A 3,945-nucleotide genomic window follows, 5' to 3' on the forward strand; every position below is an offset into this window, starting at 1 on the left:
CGACCCCACGCAGTCATTCCCGAAATTGAACTTTCTGACTGAAAGCAGACATCGCAGTAGCCCCGCGTGAGAGAGGCCATCCGGCATCTGGACCGACGCAGTGGCCGCGTTGTCCCTCGCCCTAAACGACGCTGGCAGTAGCTGGCCCGAGTGACGCGAGCCGACTTGGTATATGGATTTATCGAGCGCTTTTCAGCAGGCGTAGTCCATTGAAAACAACCAACAGGCTCGCCCCCATGTCGGCGAACACTGCCATCCACATCGTCGCGCTGCCGAACACCGCAAGGACGAAGAAGATTGCCTTGATGCCCAGCGCGATGGTGATGTTCTGCCAAAGGATGGCGTAGGTCCGCTTCGACAACTGAATGGTCTCCGGCACTTTGCGGAGGTCGTCGTTCATGATGAGGACGTCTGCAGCCTCCTTCGCCGTGTCGGTGCCGGCCGCACCCATCGAGAAGCCGACCGCAGCCGCTGCCAGGCTCGGCGAGTCGTTGACGCCGTCGCCGACCATGCCGACAGCTTGGCCATCGCCGCCAAGCTCCGCGACAACCTTCTGCTTGTCTTCCGGCAGCAGGCCGGCTCGAACGTCGTCAATGCCCACCTGTTTGGCGATTGCGCGTGCTGTCGTCGCGTTGTCGCCCGTCAGCATGACGGTCCGAACGCCCAGGGCCTTCAATTCCGCGACTGCCTGCTTGCTGGTGTCCTTGGTTGTGTCCGCAACCGCGAAGAAGGCGAGGGCTTGCTGCTCGTCAGCCAGGATGGACAGCGTCCGCCCCTGAGCTTCGTGCTCCTGGAGCAGCGCCTCGAGTTCCGCAGAGCAAAGGCCGCGCTCGTGCACCCAGCGATGGTTGCCAAGGATGTACTGCTGGCCGTCGACCGTGCCGTGTACACCCTTGCCGAGTTCTGCGCCGAAGTCCACGACCTCGGAGGAAACTCCCTCCAACCCAGTGGCCACCGCCTTCGAGACCGAGTGGTCCGAACGGGCCGCAAGACTGCGTGCGATGCGCAGCACTTGGTCCTCAGGCGCGGTTTGGGCCAAGACGCGGTGCGCAACGAGTTTGGGCTTCCCTTCGGTGAGTGTGCCTGTCTTGTCGAGGCCCAGGACGGTCAGCTTGCGAGCCTGCTCCAGGTACACGCCACCCTTGATGAGGATGCCACGCCTGGCCGCGGCGGCCAGACCGCTGACGACCGTGACCGGTGTGGAGATGACCAGCGCACAGGGGCAGGCAATGACCAGCAGAACCAGCGCCTTGTACACGGCCGTCAGCCAGGGCCAACCCATGAGGAACGGCGTACTAAGCGCGACCGCGAGAGCCAGAACGAAGATGGCCGGCGTGTAGACGGCGGCGAACTTGTCGACGAAACGTTGGGTCGGCGCTCGTTGGTCCTGAGCTTCCTCAACGGCGTGGATGATGCGGGCCAGCACCGTGTCGCTGGCAGGCTTCGTTACTTCGAACTCAAGCGAGCCGCTTTGGTTGATGGTGCCGGCGAACACTTCGTCGCCTGGGGCCTTGTCAACGGGAATGCTTTCGCCCGTGACCGGCGACTGGTCAACGGCACCGTGTCCCGCGGTTACCCGACCATCAAGCGCGAAACGCTCGCCGGGCTTGACGCGAGCGACAGCGCCAACGGCAACCGCCTTGGCATCCACGACGGACCACGTGCCGCCCGCCTGCCGGACTTCCACTTGCGGCGGCGACAGTGCCAGCAGTCCTGAGATGGCGTTGCGCGCCCGCTCGACGGACCGAGCCTCGATGAGTTCGGCCAAGGCGTAGAGCGCCATGACCATTGCCGCCTCCGGCCATTGGCCGATGAGGAATGCACCGATGATGGCCACGCTCATGAGCGCGTTGATGTTCAGCTGGCCACGGAACAGAGCGGAAAGTCCCTTCTGGAACACGGCCAGCCCCGCGAGCGCGATGGCACCTGCGGCCACGCCCATGCCGACCAACTTCCAAGGAAGCGTTTCAGGGGCGAAGAAGTGGACACCCTCTGCCACAACAGCGACGACGAGCGCGGCGATCAGGCGTTGCATTTCCTTGCGCTGCGCCCTTGCCGTGTCCTCCGCGGCAGGCGGAGCGGAGAGCGTTTCCGTTTTGAACCCGACAGCTTGGATGGCGGCAGTAATGGATGCCCAAGCCTCGGTAGGTGCCTCCACGGCCAGCGTTCGTCTCGCCAAGTCGAAGCGCAGTCGGCGGATGCCTTCAAGCGGTTCGAGGGCCCGGCGGATTTGACCCTCCTCTGTGGCGCAGTCCATTTGGGGAACGCGCAGCAGCAATTCGCCGGGCACGGCCGTCACGGCAGGGGCAGGCGTGAGTAAGTTTTCCGAGGTGGAGCACGCCGACCCACAGCAGGCGTCATCGCTCGCCTCGCTTGGCGCATTTGATGAGGCTGGCAGGGATGGGTTGGTCTCGAAGCCGAGAGCGTTCACGGTCTTGATGACGGCCGCCCACGAGGCTTCGGGCGCGTCGACAAACACCATGCGATTGGCCAGGTCAAAGCGCATGCCCTCCACACCAGCTACCTGCTCCACCTCAGCCCGAATGGGACGTTCCTCATTGGGACAATCCATCTTCGGGACCAAGAGCTGCAGCGTCTCAACGGCCGCTGCGGTCTGGCTGGTGCCACAAGTAGAGCCACAGCAACTGCCGCAGCCGGCCTCCGGAAGGTCATTCTCGGACAGCTCAGTCGTGGTGGTTTTTGTGCTCATTCAGGTATTAGACTTCCTGTAGCTACTCCAGATGCAAGTGCTTTTTTGGCCCTCACAGCTCCGGCTTCCCGAGACCCTCTATGAAGATTGGCGAACTCTCTGCCGCTTCGGCAACTCACATCGAAACGATCCGCTACTACGAGCGGGAGGGCTTGCTACCCGCGCCGGCTCGGTCACAGGGCAACCTGCGCATTTATGAGGCGCAGCATCTTGAGCGCTTGCAGTTCGTCCGTTACTGCCGGGGTCTCGACATGTCGCTGGACGAAGTGCGTCTCCTGCTTCGGTTCAAGGACGACCCAGCGGCTGAGTGCGGCGATGTGAATGCCCTGCTAGACGAGCACATCGGCCACGTGTCCAAACGCATCAAGGAGCTACGCTCGCTTGAGAAGCAGTTGAAGGCGCTACGCCAGTGCTGCGGTACCGAAAGGACCGCCGACGAGTGCGGCATCCTTGCGGGGCTGGCCGAAGCCTCGCAGGATGTATCTCCGCCAACTAAAGAGTCAAAGCACTTGCGGGCGGTGCACGGCCTCTGAGCAAATTGACTCTTGGCGTCTCAGGTCGGAGGCTGTCGCCCTATCGGCCATCGCGGCCCCGCACATTTGGCTGCAGGCGATGCGTGCTTGTCGAGGCTGACCGTATTGCAGAACTACCGCCACACCAATGGCAGTCCTCAGGCCCCACAGCAACCGCGCTGCATCTGAATGGGCGGGCACTTGACGGACCCATACGAGCAGAACACGCAGCAATCCCCGGCCTTTGGCCGCAACAGGGTCTTGCAGTGGTCGCATTCGTAGAAAAACTGACAAGCGCCGGTCGGCATGACCTCATGCTTGGTGTGGCCGCAATGCGGGCAGGTGAGTACCGAATTCAGGACGGCAGTGGTCGTCATCATTTGCGAACCGTCGATGGGAAGCCTGCGTCGGTGGTGGCGTGAACCAAGGCAGCAACGGTGGCTTTGTCGGCGTCGAAGATCACCTTGGCGGTCTTTACATCCAGATTGATTTGCACCTGGCTGACGCCGGGCACCCTCTCAAGCGACTTCTTGTCCGTGACGGGGCACAGGCCGCAGGCCATTTTCACAGCGCTGCCGCTTCCGCGGCAAGGACCATCAGCACGAAGGCCTGCAGCTCACCTCAAAGCCGCCATCGAGTGCCAGTGACACGTGCCTGGCAATGACCGGTATCCAGCCGAAACCGTTAACACAACCGCCGGAATCGACCGACGGCATCCGCTGC

4 protein-coding genes are annotated in these 3,945 nt (G+C 62.8%); 1 reads left to right on the forward strand and 3 read right to left on the reverse strand.

The genetic code is table 11. The features are described from left to right. Nucleotides 1-178: 178 nt before the first annotated feature. Nucleotides 179-2,710 carry a heavy metal translocating P-type ATPase gene (locus J7U46_RS23110; RefSeq protein ID WP_282829602.1) on the reverse strand — a complete coding sequence of 844 codons (2,532 nt, stop codon included), beginning with the start codon at nt 2,708-2,710 and terminating at the stop codon, nt 179-181. An 80-nt stretch (nt 2,711-2,790) separates the two neighbouring features. Here J7U46_RS23110 and cadR point away from each other — a divergent pair, with 80 nt between their 5' ends. Continuing rightward, a complete protein-coding gene (gene cadR / locus J7U46_RS23115; RefSeq protein WP_282829603.1) occupies nt 2,791-3,243 on the forward strand; it encodes a Cd(II)/Pb(II)-responsive transcriptional regulator in 453 nt (150 codons plus the stop codon). Nucleotides 3,244-3,380: 137 nt separating this feature from the next. Here cadR and J7U46_RS23120 read toward each other — a convergent pair whose 3' ends face one another. Both J7U46_RS23120 and J7U46_RS23125 read right to left on the reverse strand, forming a co-directional pair. Then, nucleotides 3,381-3,602 (reverse strand): GDCCVxC domain-containing (seleno)protein, encoded by a 222-nt coding sequence (locus J7U46_RS23120; RefSeq protein WP_282829604.1) that lies wholly within the window; start codon nt 3,600-3,602, stop codon nt 3,381-3,383. Beyond that, nucleotides 3,599-3,784 (reverse strand): cation transporter, encoded by a 186-nt coding sequence (locus J7U46_RS23125; protein WP_282829605.1) that lies wholly within the window; start codon nt 3,782-3,784, stop codon nt 3,599-3,601. Before J7U46_RS23125 ends, J7U46_RS23120 begins: the two co-directional genes overlap by 4 nt. Nucleotides 3,785-3,945 lie beyond the last annotated feature (161 nt).

Source organism: Pelomonas sp. V22, from assembly GCF_030014915.1.
Classification (GTDB): domain Bacteria; phylum Pseudomonadota; class Gammaproteobacteria; order Burkholderiales; family Burkholderiaceae_C; genus JAUASW01.